The organism is Seohaeicola nanhaiensis, assembly GCF_042654245.1.
GTDB lineage: Bacteria > Pseudomonadota > Alphaproteobacteria > Rhodobacterales > Rhodobacteraceae > Seohaeicola_A > Seohaeicola_A nanhaiensis.
In genome coordinates, this window is record NZ_JBHSGI010000002.1 from 137,704 (window position 1) to 153,696 (window position 15,993).

Consider the following 15,993-nt stretch of genomic DNA (forward strand, 5'->3'; position numbering starts at 1 on the left):
TCTTGCGCAGGCCGGGGACATCCTGTCCCCGGACCCCTTGGGAGTATTTGAGAAGAGACGAAGATCAGGCAGCCTCGATCTGTCGCGCGGCGGCGTCGAGCCGCTGTACGGCTTCGGCGATCTCTTCGTCGGTTATGGTCAGCGGCGGCAGCAGGCGGATCACGTTGTCGGCCGCCGGCACGGTGATGACCAGGTTGTCATAGCCGGCGTTGACCACATCGGTGTTCACAGCCTTGCATTTCAGCCCCAGGATCAGCCCCTCGCCACGCACCGCGTCGAAGACGTCGGGGTGCGTGGCGACCAGCGCCTCTAGGCTCTGCCGCATCATACCCGCCTTGCGGTTGACATCGTCCAGGAAGCCCGGCGCGGTGATCGCATCCATGACCGCGCAGCCGACGGCGCACCCGAGCGGGTTGCCGCCATAGGTCGAGCCATGCGTGCCCGCGGTCATCCCGAAGGCCGCCTTCTCGGTGGCCAGGACGGCGCCAAGCGGGAAGCCGCCGCCGATGCCCTTGGCCACCATCATGATGTCGGGCGTGATCCCGGCCCATTCATGCGCGAACAGCCGCCCGGTCCGGCCCATGCCGCATTGCACCTCGTCCAGGATCAGCAGCAGCCCGTGCTGGTCGCAGAGCGCGCGCAGCGCCTTCAGATCCTCGTCCGACATCGGGCGGATACCGCCCTCGCCTTGCACCGGCTCGACCAGCACAGCGCCGGCGGTCGGCGACGCCGCGGCCGCCTCTAGAGCCGCCTTGTCGCCCCACGGCAGGTGCACGAAGCCCGGCAGCAGCGGGCCAAAGCCCTTGGTCATCTTCTCGCCCCCAGCAGCAGCGATCCCGGCCGAGGACCGGCCGTGGAAGGCGCCCGCGAAGGTCAGGATATCGGTCCGCTCAGGCGCGCCCTTCTCGTACCAGTATTTGCGCGCCATCTTCACCGCCAGCTCACAGGCCTCGGTGCCCGAGTTGGTGAAGAACACCGTGTCTGCGAAGGTATGTTCGACCAGCTTGTCGGCCAGCGCCTGCTGGTTCGGGATCTGGTAGAGGTTCGAGGTATGCCAGACCGCGTTGGCCTGATCGGTCAGCGCCTTGACCAGCGCGGGATTGGCATGGCCCAGAGCGTTGACCGCAATGCCGGCACCGAGGTCGAGAAAGCGTCGACCATCCGCCTCGATCAGCCAGGAGCCTTCGCCCTTCACGAAGGACAGCGGCGCACGGTTGTAGGTCGGCAGGACGGAAGCGATCATAGGGATCATCCTTCTTGGAGTGTTGAGCCTTCATGGTTGCCCCATGAACGGCCATTGCGTCAACGATGTGGAAGAGGTTTGCGCCTTTGGCAAGGCATGACCAGCCGCGCGGAGAGGCGCGGGGGACGGATCAGCGTCGGCGTCGGAGGACGCGGGATGCGGAAAGCGTGGTCATGGCGATGCTCATAGAACCACGGCGCACAGTTGACCAGAGGGAAAATCACCGGCAGCTGGCGAGCGGCGTTTGGTGGGTCAGCGGCGCGGCCCGGGCGGCCGCGGCGTCCTCCGACGAGATGGCGCCGGACTTCGCCATCTCGCCCAGCACGAAATCGCGCCGGGCGCGCGCCTTGTCGGGCACCCGCTCGGGATTGAAATGCGCCGGCGATCGGGGCAGCGCGGCAAGGAAGGCGGACTCGGCCAGCGTCAGATCGTCCAGAGCCTTGCCGTAGTAGGCGCGCGCGGCGTCACGGAGTCCAAAGCATCCGAGACCGAAAAACACACGGTTCGCATAGAGGCTAAGGATTTCATCATGGCTCAGGGCATTGGCGACCAGCGCCTGATACGGCAGACGCATTAGCCCCCATCCCGGAAAGTTCAGGATCTGAGTGACCTGGGCCGTGATCGGCGACAGACCGGTCGCCCGGTCAAAGAAGGCGCGGTCTTCGGCGGCAACAAGGGCCGCAAGCGCGATCGGCGGCAGCGGGGGCAAGGGCGCGATCTCGCGGGCATACAGGGCCGCGACTTCCTGTGGCGTCTGCGCCGAAAGCGGCGTGGCAAGCAGGGTCGCGAGGACGAGGGCAAAAAGGCGCATATGAGCGAGACTATCCGCCGTCCGGCCCTGCCGCAATCCGCTTGCGCCCGCCCGCCAAACCGATATCGGTGACGCCATGTTCACTCCCAAGGCGCACAACCCGCCGCTGGCGGCGGGTCTGATCCTTCTGGCCTCGGCCTTCATCGCGGCAACGACCCTGCTGGCCAAGGCACTCAGCACCGGGGCGCTGGGGCCGCCGCTGCACCCGCTGCAGATCAGCCACGCGCGATTCCTCTTCGCCTTCATGATCTTCGCCGGTGCGGCCGTGGCGATGCGTCAGCCGATCCGCCGACCCCATTGGGGGCTGCATATCGGCCGCACCCTCTGCGGCTGGGGCGGCATCTCGCTGATGTTCGCCGCCGTCGCCCACATCGCGATGGGGGACGCCACCGCCATCAGCTTTCTAAATCCGGTCTTTGCCATGATGCTGGCGATCCCGCTGCTGGGCGAGAGGGTCGGCCGCATCCGCTGGAGCGCCGCCGCCATCGCGATCACGGGCATGGTGATCCTGCTGCGCCCGACGCCCGACAGTTTCCAACCGGCTGCCCTCCTCGCGCTCGCAGCCGCAATGGTGATGGGGATGGAGCTGATCTTCATCAAGAAACTCACCCGGCGCGAAGGCATCTTCCAGATCCTTGTGGTGAACAACTTCGTCGGTGTCTGCATCGCCACCGCCGCGGTCTTGGCGGTCTGGCAGATGCCCGAACCGGCACAATGGCTGGCGCTCATGGCCGTTGGCGGGCTGATGGCCTGTGCACAAACCGCCTTCGTCAACGGCATGGCCCGCGCCGACGCCAGCTTTGTCGCGCCCTTCAGTTATGCCACACTGATCTTCGCCACGCTCTACGATCTCGCCGTCTTCGGCGTCGTGCCGGATACCGTCTCGATTCTCGGAGCGGCGGTGATCATGGCAGGCGCCCTGCTGCTGGCGCTGCGCGAAGGCCGCGCGGCGGCGGTGCCGCCCCTGCCGCTTCCGGCGCAAACGGACACGGCCGCTGTCGCAAATGGCGCGGACAAGCCGACCGGTGATGGCCCAGGGTCCGGCCAGCACTGAAGGCCCGCCATGCACGAAAGACGCCTGCCCGAGTGGCTCCGCCACCCCCCTGCCCCCAGCATCCAGGGGTTCGCCGTTCTTGCCGGGCTCGAGGCGGTGGTGCGCGGCATGCTCATCTCGGTGTTTCCGCTGATCATGTATCAGGCGCTTGGAGGCGCCAAGCTGGTCTCGGCGGCCTATTTCGCGGTCGGTCTGGTCTCCCTCTCATCCGGGCTGATGGTGCCCTGGCTGATCCGCTACGTGCCGCGCCGCTGGGTCTATACCTGCGGCGCGCTGTTCTATGTCCTCGGGGCGATCTTGGCGAGCTATGGCGGCTCCTTCGGCGCGATTGGTGGGCTGACCTCCAACACAGTGGCGACGGTGTCGACCTTCGTCTGCTTCAACGCCTATGTGCTCGATCACGTCGCCCGCGTGCGGCTGGGCAAGATGGAAACCAGCCGGATGTTCTACAGCGCCATCGGCTGGACCTTCGGGCCGCTCACCGGCGTGACGCTGTACAGCTGGTGGCATCCGGCGCCCTTCATCGTCTCGGCCTGCGCGGCGATGGTGATGCTGGCGGTGTTCTGGTACATGCGGCTGGGCAACGGAAAGCTCATCACCCGCGCGACCGCGCCACCGCCCAACCCTCTGGCCTTCCTCGGCCGGTTCTTCCGCCAGCCCCGTCTGGTCGCCGGCTGGCTGTTCGCGGTCATCCGCTCCTGCGGGTGGTGGGTCTATATCGTCTACCTGCCGATCTACGCGATCCAGTCCGGGCTCAGCCCGCAGCTGGGCGGCTGGGTCGCCTCGCTGACCAATGCAAGCCTGTTCACCGCACCGCTGATGCTGCTCTGGGTCCGGCGCCGGCCGCTGCGCCAATCGGTGCTGACCGGTTTCGGAATCGCCGGCATCCTGTTCATCTCCGCCACCGTCTTCGCCGGGGTGCCGCCGCTGGCCGTGGCGCTGCTGGTGACCGCCTCGGTCTTCCTGATCCTGCTCGACATCTGCGGCGGCCTGCCCTTCCTTATGGCGGTGAAACCCTCGGAGCGGACCGAGATGTCCGCGATCTATTCCAGCTTCCGCGATGTCTCGGGCATCGCCACACCGGGCATGGCCTGGCTGGTGCTGCTGATCTTTCCGGTTTCGGGCATCTTCGCAGCGGGCGGCGTGGCCATGTTCATCGCCTTCGCCATCGCGACGCGCCTGCATCCCAGGCTGGGACAGGAACGCGCGCCGGCGCTGCCGCGCGCCGCACCGGCCGCGCAAGACGCCTTGTAAGTCGGGCGTCAGTGACTAGAATAGAGCGCTGATATCGAAATCGGAGCAGACGGGGGCGGCAACAGGGCCGCCGTCGGGGCGGAAAGGCAAAACATGTCCTGGACTGACGAGCGCGTGGAACTTCTGAAGAAGATGTGGAGCGACGGCCAGTCCGCCAGCCAGATCGCCAAGGAACTAGGCGGGGTGACACGCAATGCGGTCATCGGCAAGGTGCACCGGCTGGGCCTGTCGAACCGCACCAATGGCGCTCCGGTGCCGCCCGGCAAGACGGAAGAGATCAAGGAAAAGCCGGCTGCTGCTGCCGCCGCGCCCGCAGCAAAGACCGACGCCAAGGCCCGCCCCGCGCCCAAGGCCGAAGCGCCGCGCCCCGCTCCGGCGCAGCCGGCCGCCCAGGCCGCGCCCGAAACCAAGTCGGCTGTGCCCGCACGGCGCCAGATCATTCCGGCCGGCCAGCCGCTGCCACCGCAGCCCTCGGCGAACGAGATCAGCCCCGAGGCGCTGGCCAAGGTGAACGAGATCGAGAAGCGCGCGAAGAAACTGACCCTGATGGAGCTGACCGAGCGCACCTGCAAATGGCCGGTGGGCGACCCGGCCACGCCCGATTTCTGGTTCTGTGGCCTGCCGGTGCAGGCCGGAAAGCCCTATTGCGACGCCCATGTCGGCGTTGCCTTCCAGCCCATGAGTGCGCGGCGCGACCGCAAGCGCTGATCGGGGTGGCTCCGCCCGGGCGGGGGGCCTTGCCCCCCGCACCCCCCAGGATATTTGCAGCAAGAGGAAGAGCAGACCGCGTCATCGCAACGGCGCGGCCGGGGTGAAATCGGGTATCGCGCTGTCCGACGCCTGGACCGTTTCGATTGCGGGCCAGTTGCCCTCGGCCCGCGATATGTTGCCCGGAATGTCCTCTTCCCAGAACCCGGCCACGGTTCTCGTGATGTTGAGATACAGGCGGTCGTCGACGATCCGCCAGAGCGCCGGGTTGCCCGGAACCTTGCCACCCTTCGCAACGCCATAGGCACAGTGGCCATCGAACTGTGGCGCGTAGCGTTCAGGATCCGCCAGGAAGGCGGCGCGGTTCTCGGGCGTCGCGAAGGCGAAGGTGGCTCCGTTCCAGCGGGCGGTGATGTCGGCGCGCCCGGGCACCGGGGCTGGCTGGTCCCCGCCCACCGTCCCTTGCGGCAGCGCACGGTAGGCGACAACGTCGTAGCCCGAGACCGCAAAGCCGGTGCCATCGACATATTGCTCGCCCGCCAGCGCCGGGCTGGCGAGGATGACGAGCACGCTCAGGATCTTCAGGATATCTGTCTTCATGGCTGTCTCCCGAAACGCGGCGGCGGCGCGCCACGCGCTGCCGTCAGCATACAGGCGGGCAGCCTTGCGCGAAGGGCCGCTCGCGCAGCTGTGACGGCCAAGGCAGTCGGCGTGAAGCGTGTTTCAGCGCAGGATCGGCGGGCGCGCGGGATCGCTGCCCGGCGCGGCGCGCCGCGTCTGCGCAGTGGCTTGCTGCGGCAGGTCAAAGCGCAACCCGGCGCGGTCGAGCCGCAGGGCCATCGGATCGGTCCCCGCGAAGAAGGCCACGTCCAGCGCGCCGGCCTCGATTCCCGAGAAGGTCAGCGCCTCGGCCACCGCCTGCGCCAGCGCCGACTCTGCGCCCGGCTCCGCATCGGTGAAGGCCAGCAGATGCCCCTTGCCGCCCCCGGCATAGGTGACCCCCACGAGATGCGCCGCCTGCGCCATCCCGCCGGCGGCGGCGAGCTTGGCGTCGAGCGCGCCCAGCAGCGCCTCGGGCAATCCCCTGGGGGGCGCCACTTCGGCGATCTGCTCCTGCGCTTCGTCCGGGGCGCCAGCCAGCGTCTCGACCAGCCAGGCCACCGCTTCGGCCGGGAGCAGGATCGACGACGGCGCGACCTCGAGGTTCAGGCCCAGTCCCAGCCCCTGTTCGGCGAGCAACCGCGCCAGGGCGCGCCCCGACAGGCCGGCATAGGGCACACTGCGGCCGCCCGCAAAGGCCGAAAGGCGTTCCTCGCGATCGAAAGCTAGCACGAAGCGCCCGTCGGACAGTTCGAAGATCTCCGGGCTCAGCGTGTCGCCCAGCGCCTCCTCGGCCAGCATCAGGAACAGTTCGCCATCGGCCAGCCGCTCGTAGAACCGCAGGCGGGCCTGCGCGTCCTCCGGCGCAGCCTCCATCGCCGCATGGGCGGAGTCGAGCAGGGTCGTCTCGGTCACGTCAGCACCTCGCGTACCCGCGCCCGCAATGCCGGCAGCAGGTCGGTTTCGAACCAGGGGTTCTTGCGGATCCATCCGGTATTGCGCCACGAGGGATGGGGCAAGGGAAAGATCGCGGGCGCATGATCGCGCCAGGCCGAAACGGTGGCCGTCACCGGTGCCCGGGAGCCGAGATGCCAGCGATGGGCGTGACCGCCCACCAGCACGACCAGATCCATCGGCCCCATCGCCTCCATCACCTGTAAATGCCAGGTCTGCGCGCAGACCGGCGGGGGCGGCAGGTCCGAGCCATGCGCATCATAGCCGGGGAAACAGAAGGCCATCGGCACCACGGCCACCCGGTCGAGATCATAGAAGACGTCCTCGCCGATCCCCAACCAGTCGCGCAACCGGTCCCCCGAGGGATCGGTGAACGGCCGTCCCGAGGCATGGACCCGCGCACCCGGCGCCTGCCCCGCGATCAGCACCCGCGCGCCGGGCCGGAACCAGGGCACCGGGCGCGGCGCGTGGCCCGTCGCGGTCGCGGCAAAGCGCGGCGCGCAGAGGCGGCAGGCGCGGATGCGCGCCGGAAGGTCGTTCATGGCTGCAGCCCGTTCAACGAAGCGAGGTCAGCCTGTCGAGATAGAGTTGCAGCATAACCCGTCCATATTTGCTGTTCATGTGTTTCCGGTCCGAGAGCAAATTCTCGAAATCGACCTTCGTGGCGTCGGGCGCGATTCCCAACGCGCCTTCGTTGTAGATGGGGTCGGTTTTGGTCCCGTTCACTATGGTTGAATTGGGCTGCCGCACCAAGGCCGCATTCATTTCCGCCAGTCTCGCTTCGAGCACCGCGGCGTCCTGGTCCACTATGGGATGAACGTTTCGCGAACGCACCTCCACCGCAGCGGTCAGCGGCGAGGTTCCGACTGCCACCGGCGCCTTGGTGACGCGGCGCAGCTCGCTCAGGATGGACCAGTTGGCCGTGTTCGTGATGCTGTCGGAAATGACGCAGTCATAACACGCCCGCGACACGCCCTCCGTGCGTTCGGGCAACAGCGGATGCAGGCCCAGACCATGCATGATGAAAGCGTCATAGCGCGGGATGTCCACCGAATTCCCCACCGTTTCCGGGTAGGTTCTCAGCAGGTCGTCCGGATTCGGTATCTCCAGCCTGTCGCCATTCACCCGCGCGAAGCGCATGTGCTGGCCTCTCATCGCGAAGAAGTGCAGTTCGACGTCACTTCGCTCGGACTGCATGGCGTCCCAGGCAGACTTGAGGGCTCCGGCATGGCTGTTGCCCAGAATACAGATCAGCATGTCAGCCGAAGGCCCCCAGCAAGGCCTCTTCGCAGACCAGATCCTCGTCCGACGCGGCCTTGGATTTTTCTCGGCGCTCCAGCACCTTGGGTTTTCCGAATTTGGCGAACATGCCCTCGAAGAAATGGTCCATGACCAGCGACACGCCGCGCGCGTTGACCTCGCGCTGGTTCGGCTCGAAGAAGGTGCCGCGGAACACCGGGCTGTTGATGATCTCGTAGGACGGGAAATAGGCCACGTCCTTCATCGTGCTTTCCACCAGATCGGCAACCGCCCGCAGGATCGACTTCGATCCGCTGCTGGCCACCAGCACATGCTTGCCCGACATGGTCGCGGTCAGCGGAACAGGCGAGACGGTGAGGATAATCTTGAGACCGGGGTTCATCTCCCGTGCCAGACGGATTGCCGAGCGCAGATTGCGCTGGATGTCCGGGAAAGCCTGGTTCTCGAACTGATGGGCCTCGGGATCGAAGGTGCCGGCGACGGTGCCGGGACACATCGGGTATTCATATCCGGCCTTGGCGTTCTTCCAGCTTTCGGTCAGCCCCAGGGTGAACACGAAGACATCCGCCTCGCGAATGCTGTCGCCGAAACACTGGACGGTGTGGCGCTGCGAGGCGCGCAGTTCCTCGACGCTCTCGAATCCGTCGGGTTCGATTCGCGGACGGAACGGGTCGTAGAACCGGCCGTCCTTTTCCCAGATTTCCTCGGGAATTTCTTCCTTGCCCGCCGCCCAGTTCATCCACTGCAACAACAGCGAGGTGGTATAGATATTTCCCGTGCGCGAGGAAAAGATGTCATAGTTGAATCGCTTGGCATTCGCCTCGCTCAGCCGCTCTGGCGCGGTTTCGGTGCGCAGCCAGCTGTAGCCGCGGGCCGCCAGCGCCCGGCCGAAATGCTGTGCAAAGCAAGACCCGTAGGCCGCCACCTTGTGGCGCGGCAAGAGGTTGAAGCGGGGCTGGTGCAGGCCCGAGATGTCGAACATGTTCCGGCTGGCGACGGCCGACTTCCAGAACGCCTCGGGCGCCAGCGACTGATACGGATTGTCTGTCAAGACAGAGTTCCTTCCAATTGAACTCGGGCAATTATGCCGCAAGATTGGAATGCAACCCTGGCAAGTGCAACTGACAATCGACAGGCGCCCTGCCGGGGGCACGACTGCGCCCCGGATTTGGACAATTGTTTCGGAATCGGACATAATATCGCCCAACTCGTTTTCCACATTGGGTTAACGAGGTTCTGATCGTATCCTGTAAGACAGGCAGAACGCAGGATCGAACACCATGCTTGGAAAGCCCGTGTCGCGAAGCCAGACGAAAGTGATGCCCGGGCTCGAGTTCTCGAACGTCAGCAAGTCGTTCTGGACCGGGAAACAGCGCAAGGTGATCCTTGACCGGGTCAGCTTTCGCGTCGAACTGGGTCGCAGCATGGGCATCCTCGCCCCCAACGGCACCGGCAAGACGACGCTGATCAACATGATGGCCGGCCTCGAAAAGCCGGACGAGGGCGAAATCCGGCGCTCGTGCAACATCTCCTTCCCCCTGGGTTTCATGGGAGGCGTGGTCTCCAAGGTGTCGGCGATGGAGAACTGCCGATACATCGCCAAGCTCTATGGCCTCGACCCGGACTACATCGAAAGCTACTGCCGCTGGCTCTGCGGACTGGGGGAATACTTCGACCAGCCGCTCGGCACCTATTCGGCCGGCATGCGCGCGCGCTTTACCTTCTCCTTGATGCTGGCGCTGGAATTCGACATCTATCTGATCGACGAGGGGATGCCCGGCACCACCGACGTGGAATTCAACAAGAAGGCAGGCGCGATCCTGCAGGAGAGGCTGGAAACGACCACCATCATCATGGTGTCGCACCAGGCCCGCACATTGGAAAAATTTGTTCGCTCGGCCGCCGTGCTGCTCAAAGGCCAGCTATACATGTTCGACACCTTGGAAGAAGCGAAACAGCTCTATGACTACGAAACCCAAGGCTAGAAAATTCCGCGTGCGGCGCACTCTGCCGCCCGGATCCTCGGCGGCCGTCGCACCCGATCTGACGGCCGAGAACGACGATACCGGCGCCGAGGCACGCACGCCGCCCGTGGCGCGCCCGGTTCCCGGGCCCGAGGCCGGGGCGCGGGCGACCGATGCACCGCCCGACGACACAGAAGACGACGCGCGACCCCGCGACGGCGACATCGGCTCGGCCAGCGAGGCGGCGGCCGAGACCGACATCGAGGCAATCCGCCGCGAGGGGCTGACCGGCCGCCAGCTGCGCATGGCGCGGCGCGTGGCGCAGAAATACAACCTGCCCGCGACCTCGGATTTCGAGGCGGTGCGCCTGCTGCGCGAACGCGGCATCGACCCCTTCGCGCGCTCGAACATGCTTGAACTCGTGGTGCCCCAGGGCGGCGCCGATCCCGGAACCGGCGCGCCCGACGCCTTCGCCGCCGTCTCGGCAGCCGCCGGACAGCTGCAGGTCTCGAACCGCCGCGACGGCCTGCCCCAGACCGCGCCGCAAACCAATCCCTATCTCCCCAGCCCGGCGCCCGAACTGAGCCCCTCCCAGCGGCGCGAGCGGGACATCAGCGCGATCCAGCGCGACATCATGCTGCGCCGGCGCAAGCGGCTGATGCTGTTGCTCACCCGGCTGGCCTTTTTCGTGTTGCTGCCGACGCTGATCTGCGGCTGGTATTTCTACCGCGTCGCTACGCCGATGTATTCGTCCAAGTCGGAATTCCTGATCATCCAGGCTGACAACATGGGTGGTGCCGGCATCGGCGGGCTGCTCAGTGGCACCCAGTTTGCGACCAGCCAGGACTCCATCGCCACCCAATCCTATCTCCAGTCCAAGGACGCGATGCTGCGGCTCGATTCCGAGGTCGGCTTCCGCTCGCATTTCTCGCAGCCCGAGATCGACCCGATCCAGCGCCTTGCCCCGAACGCAAGCAACGAAGAGACCTACCGCACCTATTCGCGCAACGTGAAGATTGGCTACGACCCGACCGAGGGCGTGATCCGCATGGAAGTGGTCGCCGCCGATCCCGAGGTCGCGCGCGAATTCTCGGCGAGGCTGATTTCATATGCCGAACAGCGCATCAATCATCTGTCCGAGCAGAAGCGTGCCGATCAGATGCGCGACGCCAAGCTGGGCTTTGCCGATGCTGAAAAGGCCCGCCGCGAAGCGCAGGAATCCCTGGTGAAGCTGCAGCAGCAGGGCGCCCTGCTCGACCCCGAAGGGGTGATCACCACGCTGCGCGGCCAGATCAACAACGTGGAAGTGCAGCTGCAGGATAAAGAGCTGCAGCTCGCCGCCCTGCTCGACAACTCGCGTCCCAACCAGGCGCGCGTCGATGGCGCGCGCGCGGACGTGGAGCGCCTGCGCAGCTTGCTGGCCGACCTGAACGCCCGGATGATCGACGCCTCAAAAGGCGAAAACTCGCTGGCCGAGCTCAGCGTGCGCATCGAGATGGCCCGCGCCGACCTCGCCACGCGCGACCTCATGCTGCAATCGGCGCTGCAACAGGTGGAACAGACCCGGATGGAGGCCAACCGCCAGGTGCGCTATCTGACCACCTCGGTGCAGCCGGTGGCCAGCCAGGAGGCCAGCTATCCCCGCAAGTTCGAGAATACGATCTTGGCCTTCCTCGTATTTTCGGGCATCTACCTTATGTTGTCGCTGACGGCTTCGATCCTTCGCGAACAGGTGACCTCGTAGTTATGAAACATGTAGAAGTGGCCGGTCTGACGATCGGCAATGATCGCCCTATGACCATCATCGCCGGCCCTTGCCAGCTGGAGAGCGCGGATCACGCCCAGATGATCGGCGGCCGGATGAAGGAAATCTGTGCCGCCCACGGCGCGCAGTATGTGTTCAAGGCCAGCTACGACAAGGCCAACCGCACCTCGCTCTCGGGCAAGCGCGGGCTCGGGATCGACGAAGGCCTCAAGGTGCTCGACGGTGTGTGCTCCAGCCTGGACGTTCCGGTGCTGACGGACGTGCACACAGAGGAACAGTGCGCCGTCGCCGGCGCGGTGGTGGATGTCCTCCAGATTCCGGCCTTCCTCTGCCGCCAGACCGATCTGCTGCTGGCCGCCGGGCGCACCGGCCGCGCGGTCAACGTCAAGAAGGGCCAGTGGCTCGCGCCTTGGGAAATGGGCAACATCGTCGACAAGATCGAAAGCACCGGCAACACCTCGATCCTGCTGACCGAGCGCGGCACCTCCTTCGGTTACAACAACTGGGTCGTGGACATGCGCAGCCTGCCGCACATGGCCCAGACCGGCTATCCGGTGGTGATGGACGCCACCCACGCCGTCGCCTCCCCGGGCGGCAAGGGCACCTCCTCGGGCGGTGACCGCGCATTCGCGCCCGTCATGGCCCGCGCCGCCGCCGCCATCGGCGTTGCAGCGATCTTTATGGAAACCCACGAAGATCCCGACAATGCGCCGTCAGACGGCCCGAACATGATCTATCTCGACCACATGCCGCATCTGATCGAGACCCTGATGACACTGGACCGGATTGCCAAGGCTGATCCGATCCGCATTTAGACCCTGTGACAAGAGAACATTGACGATGAAGCCATTGGCAAAGGTAACACCGAACACCTGGGAATTCCTGCGCGACCCGATGATCGCGCCGACCGGATTCCGCGAATACGACGCGCGCTGGAAATATCCGGGCGAGATCAACCTGCCCGGCGTAACAGCCCTCGGCCTCGGCCTCGGCACGCAGATGATGCGCCGCGGCATCCGGCCCGATATCGCCGTCGGCAACGACTATCGCGACTATTCCCTCGCGATCAAGAACGCCCTGATCCTCGGCCTGATGCGCGCCGGGATCAACGTGCACGACATCGGCCCGGCCCTGTCGCCGATGGCCTATTTCAGCCAGTTCCACCTGGATGTTCCGGCGGTTGCCATGGTCACCGCCAGCCACAACCCGAACGGCTGGACGGGCGTGAAGATGGGCTTTGACCGCCCGCTGACCCATGGTCCGGACGAGATGGCAGAGCTGCGCGACATCGTGCTGAACGGCGAAGGCGAGGACCGGTCCGGCGGGTCCTATCGCTTTGTCGAGGGCGTGAAGGAAGCCTATCTCGACGATCTGGTCGGCGACTTCCGCATGTCGCGTCCGCTCAAGGTGGTCTGCGCCACCGGCAATGGCACCGCTTCGGCCTTTGCCCCGGAATTGTTCCGCCGCCTCGGGGTCGAAGTGGTCGAGAGCCACAACACGCTTGACTACACCTTCCCGCATTACAACCCGAACCCCGAAGCGATGGAGATGCTCCACGACATGGCCGATACGGTCAAAGCCTCGGGCGCCGACTTCGCGCTGGGCTTCGACGGCGACGGCGACCGCTGCGGTGTGGTCGATGACGAGGGCGAGGAAATCTTCGCCGACAAGGTCGGTGTCATAATGGCCCGCGATCTGGCCAAGCTCTACCCCGGTTCGACCTTCGTGGCGGACGTGAAATCGACCGGCCTCTTCGCGTCGGACCCCGAGCTGCAGAAGTATGGCGTCAAGGCCGATTACTGGAAGACCGGCCATTCCCACATGAAGCGTCGCGTCAAGGAAATCGGCGCGCTGGCCGGATTCGAAAAATCGGGCCACTACTTCCTCGCGGAACCCATCGGGCGCGGCTACGACTGCGGGATGCGCGTGGCGGTCGAAATCTGCAAGCTGATGGACCGCAACCCGACCATGAAGATGAGCGATCTTCGCAAGGCCCTGCCGAAAACCTGGTCGACCCCCACCATGTCGCCCTATGCGGCGGACACCGAGAAATACGACATCCTCGAACGGCTCGTCGGCAAGCTGGTCGCCAAGGCGGAGGCCGGCGACACCTTCGCCGGCCGCGCCATCAAGGAGGTTGTGACGGTCAACGGTGCCCGCGTCATTCTCGACAACGGGTCCTGGGGCCTCGTGCGCGCCTCCTCCAACACCCCGAACCTCGTCGTTGTCTGCGAAAGCAGCGAGAGCGAGGCCGAGATGAAAGCGATCTTCGCCGATATCGACAAGGTGATCCGCACCGAACCGGGCGTCGGCGACTACGATCAGACGATCTGAGCCGCCGCGCCTAGTTCTTGTTCAGCAATTTGAGGAGGCCTTTCTTGGCCTCCTCCTGCAGCTTCGATTTCAGCGCATCCTCGGCCTGCTGGCGATCCTCCACCGGTACGCCCAGCCGCTCAGACAGCTTCTGCTTCGCCTTTTCCTTCGCCTCCTGCTCCAGAACGTCCAGCCGCGCGTCGGCCTTGGCCTTCAGCACGCCCTCCAGATCCGGCTTGATGCGCGGATGCGCCCAGGGGCCGGTGATCAGGATCGGCACCGAAAGCCCCTCACCGCCCCGCGCGCGCAGGGCGGTGGGTGTAAACAGATAATCGATGTCCCTTGCTCCGATCCCGATCCGGCCCTTTCCATCGGCGCGATAGTTCTTGAGGCTTAGAACCAGATCGTCATTGGTCAGATTGCCGCCCGTCATCGTATAGCTCGCCGCTAGGCTGTCGAACACCGTCGTCCCGCCGCTGCCCTGTCCCGAGGTCATCAGCGCATTGAGGTCGACGCCGGCGATCACCCCCTGCCCCATGCGCAGCCCGCCCTGCCCTGAAAGCGAGCGCATGATCTGATCCTCGCTGTTGCCCACGCCCAGGAATTCGACCGTCGCGTCGGCCTTGCCCGAAAACCGCTCGATATCCGCCAGATCCTTCAGCGCCTGCGCCATCTCGATCCCGCTGGCGTTCAGTTTGCCCCCGACCGACAGCCCGTTGCGGTTGTTCGCCACGAACTGCCCCGTCAGTGCGCCGCCAAACCCGTCCAGCCGGGCAATATCCGCCACCGCGCGCGCACGGTCGATGCTCAGCCGCAGCTGCGCCGCCCCGAACTGCGTCACGGGTGTGCGAATACTTTCGGCCGTCAGGTCGATGGTGCCGTCGAAGAGGGCGAGAGCCGAGGCATCGATGGGCGCAGTCGACCAGCCCTCGGTCGTTGGCGCGCTGCCAGCCCCTGCCGTCGCCGCTGCGCTCAGCTTCGTCAGGTCCAGCGCCCCTGCGTTCAGCCGTGCCACGATCCGCGGCTTCGCCGCCAGCTCCAGATCCGCCGCACCGGTCAGATGGTTCTGGTCCAGCGTCAGCGCCAGCTGGCGCAGCGCCAGGCGCCCGTCCGCGGTATAGGTCATGTCCGTAGCGGCGTTGATCGTACGCCCCGCGCCCTCGGGAATGCTCACCCGACCGAGACCCGCTGCCGCCAGCATCCGCGCGCTGTCGCTGGCCTTCAGGGCCAGCTTCCCCGCCGCCGCGCCATCCGTGCTGGCCCGGCCCTCGAAGGCGATGTTGCCTCCCGGCGCGTGAATCTGCGCCGAAACCGGCGTGACCTCTCCCGCGAGGAAGCTCTGGAAGTTGCCAATCGTTCCCTCGACCTCGATCCGCTCGCCGGCCGGGGCCAGCGCCAGCGCGATATCCGCCGCCCCGGCCGCATCGGGCCAGTCGAGCGTCAGGTCGACCCCGTCCACCACCACCGGCGCCGAACCGCCGTCGATCCACTCCAGCCGCGCGCCGGACAGGGCCAGCCGCTCAAGCGTCGCCTGCCGCGCCGCCGCCGCTCCTTCGCGGGGCGCCGCGGCGGTCCCGGACGGCGCGATTTCCCAGTTACCCCGACCGTCCTGCGCCCGGCGCAGCCGCAGCAGCGGCCTTTCCGCGACAACTTCGGTGACACGGATGTTGCCCGCCAGCAGCGCGGGCGCGGACACTCCCACCGAAAGGCTCTCGGCTGAAAACATCGGCTCCGTCCCGGCCCAGTCGGCATTGGCGACACTTAGCGGACCGGTACGCACGCCCACAACCGGCCAGAGCGTGAAACGAACGTCGCCGCCGATGCTGACCGCGCGTCCCGTCTGAACGCGAATTTGTTCCGCCGCCAGCTGAGCGATCTTCTCACCCGGCAGCAGGAACAGCCCGACGACCAACAGCACAAGGCTCACCACCAGGGCACCGATGATCCTGACAATCCAACGCATGGGCTGCTCCGCCTCGTTTTGGACGGAATGATACCCCCGCAGGCGGATTTTCGCAAAGCCCGAGTTCTTCGGTCATGGGCCCCACAGCTCCGCCACCCGCGCAT

The 15,993-nt window shown here is 66.1% G+C and carries 15 protein-coding genes; 7 read left to right on the forward strand and 8 right to left on the reverse strand.

The features are described from left to right. Positions 1 to 64 precede the first annotated feature (64 nt). Together ACFO5X_RS00825 and ACFO5X_RS00830 are read right to left on the reverse strand one after the other, a co-directional pair. Positions 65 to 1,243, reverse strand: a complete 1,179-nt coding sequence (locus tag ACFO5X_RS00825) for an aspartate aminotransferase family protein (RefSeq protein WP_380714988.1) — start codon at positions 1,241 to 1,243, stop codon at positions 65 to 67. Between the two features lie 220 nt (positions 1,244 to 1,463). Next, positions 1,464 to 2,054, reverse strand: a complete 591-nt coding sequence (locus ACFO5X_RS00830; protein WP_380714990.1) for a transglycosylase domain-containing protein — start codon at positions 2,052 to 2,054, stop codon at positions 1,464 to 1,466. Between the two features lie 76 nt (positions 2,055 to 2,130). Here ACFO5X_RS00830 and ACFO5X_RS00835 point away from each other — a divergent pair, with 76 nt between their 5' ends. The 3 genes from ACFO5X_RS00835 (at position 2,131) to ACFO5X_RS00845 (ending at position 5,070) form a co-directional block, all read left to right on the forward strand. Next, complete coding sequence (locus tag ACFO5X_RS00835; RefSeq protein WP_380714992.1) at positions 2,131 to 3,108, forward strand: DMT family transporter; 978 nt, start codon at positions 2,131 to 2,133, stop codon at positions 3,106 to 3,108. 9 nt (positions 3,109 to 3,117) lie between these two features. Next, positions 3,118 to 4,362 carry an MFS transporter gene (locus ACFO5X_RS00840; RefSeq protein ID WP_380714994.1) on the forward strand — a complete coding sequence of 415 codons (1,245 nt, stop codon included), beginning with the start codon at positions 3,118 to 3,120 and terminating at the stop codon, positions 4,360 to 4,362. 93 nt (positions 4,363 to 4,455) lie between these two features. Further along, the gene (locus ACFO5X_RS00845; RefSeq protein WP_380714995.1) at positions 4,456 to 5,070 is read left to right on the forward strand and encodes a GcrA family cell cycle regulator; all 615 of its coding nucleotides are present in this window, start codon (positions 4,456 to 4,458) and stop codon (positions 5,068 to 5,070) included. An 81-nt stretch (positions 5,071 to 5,151) separates the two neighbouring features. Here ACFO5X_RS00845 and ACFO5X_RS00850 read toward each other — a convergent pair whose 3' ends face one another. The 5 genes from ACFO5X_RS00850 to ACFO5X_RS00870 all read right to left on the reverse strand — a co-directional run bounded on the left by ACFO5X_RS00850 (position 5,152) and on the right by ACFO5X_RS00870 (position 8,935). Then, positions 5,152 to 5,670, reverse strand: a complete 519-nt coding sequence (locus ACFO5X_RS00850) for a YHS domain-containing (seleno)protein (RefSeq protein WP_380714996.1) — start codon at positions 5,668 to 5,670, stop codon at positions 5,152 to 5,154. Between the two features lie 123 nt (positions 5,671 to 5,793). After that, positions 5,794 to 6,585 (reverse strand): SseB family protein, encoded by a 792-nt coding sequence (locus tag ACFO5X_RS00855; RefSeq protein WP_380714997.1) that lies wholly within the window; start codon positions 6,583 to 6,585, stop codon positions 5,794 to 5,796. Beyond that, positions 6,582 to 7,166, reverse strand: coding sequence for a uracil-DNA glycosylase family protein (locus ACFO5X_RS00860; RefSeq protein ID WP_380714998.1), 585 nt, complete (start codon positions 7,164 to 7,166; stop codon positions 6,582 to 6,584). The genes ACFO5X_RS00855 and ACFO5X_RS00860 overlap by 4 nt, the downstream gene beginning before the upstream one ends. A gap of 13 nt (positions 7,167 to 7,179) precedes the next feature. Next, positions 7,180 to 7,881: a hypothetical protein gene (locus ACFO5X_RS00865; protein ID WP_380715000.1), complete on the reverse strand. Its 702-nt coding sequence runs from the start codon at positions 7,879 to 7,881 to the stop codon at positions 7,180 to 7,182. A gap of 1 nt (position 7,882) precedes the next feature. Beyond that, positions 7,883 to 8,935: a GSCFA domain-containing protein gene (locus ACFO5X_RS00870; protein ID WP_380715002.1), complete on the reverse strand. Its 1,053-nt coding sequence runs from the start codon at positions 8,933 to 8,935 to the stop codon at positions 7,883 to 7,885. Positions 8,936 to 9,203: 268 nt separating this feature from the next. Here ACFO5X_RS00870 and ACFO5X_RS00875 point away from each other — a divergent pair, with 268 nt between their 5' ends. Genes ACFO5X_RS00875 through ACFO5X_RS00890 form a run of 4 tightly spaced genes read left to right on the forward strand, consistent with a single transcriptional unit; the run spans position 9,204 to position 13,947 of the window. After that, entirely contained in the window at positions 9,204 to 9,869 is a 666-nt protein-coding gene (locus ACFO5X_RS00875) for an ABC transporter ATP-binding protein (RefSeq protein ID WP_380716354.1), read from the forward strand. Beyond that, a complete protein-coding gene (locus tag ACFO5X_RS00880; protein WP_380715005.1) occupies positions 9,847 to 11,592 on the forward strand; it encodes a KpsE/RkpR family capsule polysaccharide export protein in 1,746 nt (581 codons plus the stop codon). The genes ACFO5X_RS00875 and ACFO5X_RS00880 overlap by 23 nt, the downstream gene beginning before the upstream one ends. 2 nt (positions 11,593 to 11,594) lie before the next feature. Further along, positions 11,595 to 12,428 (forward strand): 3-deoxy-8-phosphooctulonate synthase, encoded by an 834-nt coding sequence (kdsA, locus tag ACFO5X_RS00885; protein ID WP_380715008.1) that lies wholly within the window; start codon positions 11,595 to 11,597, stop codon positions 12,426 to 12,428. Positions 12,429 to 12,453: 25 nt separating this feature from the next. Next, positions 12,454 to 13,947 (forward strand): phosphomannomutase/phosphoglucomutase, encoded by a 1,494-nt coding sequence (locus ACFO5X_RS00890; RefSeq protein ID WP_380715009.1) that lies wholly within the window; start codon positions 12,454 to 12,456, stop codon positions 13,945 to 13,947. Positions 13,948 to 13,957: 10 nt separating this feature from the next. Here the strand turns inward: ACFO5X_RS00890 and ACFO5X_RS00895 are convergent, their stop codons facing one another. Continuing rightward, positions 13,958 to 15,889, reverse strand: coding sequence for an AsmA family protein (locus ACFO5X_RS00895; RefSeq protein ID WP_380715011.1), 1,932 nt, complete (start codon positions 15,887 to 15,889; stop codon positions 13,958 to 13,960). Positions 15,890 to 15,993 lie beyond the last annotated feature (104 nt).

What these genes read in the sequence shown, in the direction of transcription:
- ACFO5X_RS00825 (WP_380714988.1), bottom strand. Translation starts at nt 1,243, where the DNA reads ATGATCGCTTCCGTCCTGCCGACCTACAACCGTGCGCCGCTGTCCTTC.
- ACFO5X_RS00830 (WP_380714990.1), bottom strand. Translation starts at nt 2,054, where the DNA reads ATGCGCCTTTTTGCCCTCGTCCTCGCGACCCTGCTTGCCACGCCGCTT.
- ACFO5X_RS00835 (WP_380714992.1), top strand. Translation starts at nt 2,131, where the DNA reads ATGTTCACTCCCAAGGCGCACAACCCGCCGCTGGCGGCGGGTCTGATC.
- ACFO5X_RS00840 (WP_380714994.1), top strand. Translation starts at nt 3,118, where the DNA reads ATGCACGAAAGACGCCTGCCCGAGTGGCTCCGCCACCCCCCTGCCCCC.
- ACFO5X_RS00845 (WP_380714995.1), top strand. Translation starts at nt 4,456, where the DNA reads ATGTCCTGGACTGACGAGCGCGTGGAACTTCTGAAGAAGATGTGGAGC.
- ACFO5X_RS00850 (WP_380714996.1), bottom strand. Translation starts at nt 5,670, where the DNA reads ATGAAGACAGATATCCTGAAGATCCTGAGCGTGCTCGTCATCCTCGCC.
- ACFO5X_RS00860 (WP_380714998.1), bottom strand. Translation starts at nt 7,166, where the DNA reads ATGAACGACCTTCCGGCGCGCATCCGCGCCTGCCGCCTCTGCGCGCCG.
- ACFO5X_RS00865 (WP_380715000.1), bottom strand. Translation starts at nt 7,881, where the DNA reads ATGCTGATCTGTATTCTGGGCAACAGCCATGCCGGAGCCCTCAAGTCT.
- ACFO5X_RS00875 (WP_380716354.1), top strand. Translation starts at nt 9,204, where the DNA reads ATGCCCGGGCTCGAGTTCTCGAACGTCAGCAAGTCGTTCTGGACCGGG.
- ACFO5X_RS00880 (WP_380715005.1), top strand. Translation starts at nt 9,847, where the DNA reads ATGACTACGAAACCCAAGGCTAGAAAATTCCGCGTGCGGCGCACTCTG.
- kdsA (WP_380715008.1), top strand. Translation starts at nt 11,595, where the DNA reads ATGAAACATGTAGAAGTGGCCGGTCTGACGATCGGCAATGATCGCCCT.
- ACFO5X_RS00890 (WP_380715009.1), top strand. Translation starts at nt 12,454, where the DNA reads ATGAAGCCATTGGCAAAGGTAACACCGAACACCTGGGAATTCCTGCGC.
- ACFO5X_RS00895 (WP_380715011.1), bottom strand. Translation starts at nt 15,889, where the DNA reads ATGCGTTGGATTGTCAGGATCATCGGTGCCCTGGTGGTGAGCCTTGTG.